The organism is Paenibacillus rhizolycopersici, from assembly GCF_014947195.2.
GTDB classification, from domain to species: Bacteria; Bacillota; Bacilli; order Paenibacillales; family Paenibacillaceae; genus Fontibacillus; species Fontibacillus rhizolycopersici.
Window position 1 is genome coordinate 1 of sequence record NZ_JADCNN020000045.1, and the last position, 1,772, is coordinate 1,772.

General features: G+C 48.1%; 1 protein-coding gene. It reads right to left on the reverse strand.

Annotated features, from left to right (window positions below):
- Positions 1–83 precede the first annotated feature (83 nt).
- Positions 84–1,643, reverse strand: coding sequence for an IS1182 family transposase (locus tag IM700_RS22870; RefSeq protein WP_193419153.1), 1,560 nt, complete (start codon positions 1,641–1,643; stop codon positions 84–86).
- Between the last annotated feature and the right edge of the window lie 129 nt (positions 1,644–1,772).

Sequence of the window (1,772 nt, forward strand, 5' to 3'; positions counted from 1 at the left end):
GGGGCTGTCCCAAAAGGTAGTTAATTTACCTACTAAGGGATTGAGAAGTGCCCTTGATTGAACAAATAATCGGCCAGAAAGGTTTATACCTGGCCGATTATTTGTCTTTGTTGGCTAAGTTGCCCAACTTTCAGTAGATTGTGGGCAAGGGAAAGCCACCCGACCTCAAGGTTTACTTTTAGTAAACCTCGAAGCAGGAAGCGTCGGAATCCTCGGTTGTTCTTTACCTGACCAAACACACTTTCGGGTTCATGCATGCGCTGAACCGATAGAGCGTATCCCTCTTCACTGGTTAATTGCTCCCGGGCCAGTTTCTTGTAGCGCAGATAATGCATGCTGACTTGAATTTCACGATCTCCGCTTGCTTTTGTACATGAAGCTTTGAGTGGGCATTCTGCGCACGATGTACTTCTGTAGTGCCGCTTTCGAGTCTCGTATCCACTCTCGTTCTTCTCTTTGCTCTCCCGGATGAAAGTCAATCTCTGACCTGCTGGACAAATCCATGTATCCTTGGCTTCGTCATACTGCCAGTTGTCTAGCTTGCTTATGTCTTTCTTCCAAGCTTTTGTTTTCTCTTTGTGGTAGGTGTTGTATTTGACGATCGCTCTCACTGCTTCGCCTTCTAGGTAAGCGTAATTTTCTTCGCTCCCATACCCGGCGTCAGCAATGACCGTGCCAGGTATTCGCCCCAACTGCGTTTTTACTTTCTCTAAATGTGGCTTCAAGGTTCGTGTGTCCGTTGGGCGTTGGTGAAGGCTGTATCCGACAATAAATTGGTTCTCGGTTCCAATTTGTACGTTGTACCCCGGCTTGAGTTGACCGTTTCGCATATGGTCTTCTTTCATCCGCATGAATGTAGCGTCCGTGTCGGTTTTGCTGTAGCTATTCCGCTCCCCAAGAATCCCAAGCTGCTGCTCGTATTTTTGCAGGCGGGGAAGGAGGTCTGTTTTCAGAGTGCGAACCGCTTTTTTGAGCGATTTATTTTTGGGGACTTGCTTCAGTTTCTCTTCCAACTGTTGCACTGCCTTCTCCAGCTTCTCGCTGGTTAGGGAGGATGCCTCGCCGAGCTCGGCAAGATCTTGGTTAGGCTGTTCCTGTTCTTCCTTTCTCTCAGTTTCTTCGATGGTGGCGAATAACGTCCGTACTTTCTCTTCTAGCTTCGCCTTTTGTTTGACCACTGCTTTGCCCCAAACAAAGGTATACCGATTGGCATTGGCTTCAATTTTGGTGCCGTCGACAAAATAATGGTCGAGTTTGACGTATCCCTCTTCCACAAGCAGTTCGAGTACGGCGGTAAAAACCGACTCGAGGATGTCCTTCATCCGGTCGGAACGAAAGCGGTTGATGGTGCGGAAATCCGGACGCTGCCGGCCAGCAATCCACATGAACATGATGTTTTCTCGTACAGCCTTGGCAATGAGACGCGAGGAGTAGATCCGTTGAGTGTAGGCGTAGATGAGGACTTTAGTAAGCATCTTTGGGTGGTAACTGTCTCGACCTCCACCGGGGTAAGCGGATGCGAAAATGGTGTCACTGAGTCTATTCACCGCCGCATTAACCACACGAACGACGTGATGTTGAGGGATGTCTTCCTCCAAGTCCATTGGCAGGCAAAGTTGATCCATGGTATATTGGATGTACAAAAGAAACCTCTCCTTTATGAATGGTTGCTCGACACTTCCATTTTACCAAGGATTGGTTTCTTTTTGTTTAACAAAATGAAAAAGAGGGGGTGTCCCTCAGTCATCTACGATGACTTTTGGGACAGCCCC